This is a genomic window from Staphylococcus sp. GDX8P54P (assembly GCF_017893165.1).
Lineage (GTDB): Bacteria > Bacillota > Bacilli > Staphylococcales > Staphylococcaceae > Staphylococcus > Staphylococcus borealis.
The window spans coordinates 1031-1285 of sequence record NZ_JAESMM010000077.1 but is presented as its reverse complement, the minus strand read 5'-3'; positions in this window follow the sequence as shown (position 1 = coordinate 1285).

Below are 255 nucleotides of genomic sequence, written 5' to 3'. Positions count from 1 at the left end.
GCCAAAGTAGATTCATTCTTTGAAAAATTATTAAAAGGTGCTTACGACGAAAAAGTTGAAACAAGTGCTGATACTGCATCAGCTTAAAAAGGAGTTTTGACTTATGGCTAAATTTAAAGTTTTAAAAGATGCAATTAATTTAAAAACCGATAAAGAGTATCGTAAAGACGAAGTTGTGGAAGAGAAAGTTAAAGATATCAACGACTTTGAAAAGCGTTTGAAAAATAAAGGGTATGAATTACCGTTTTTTGAACG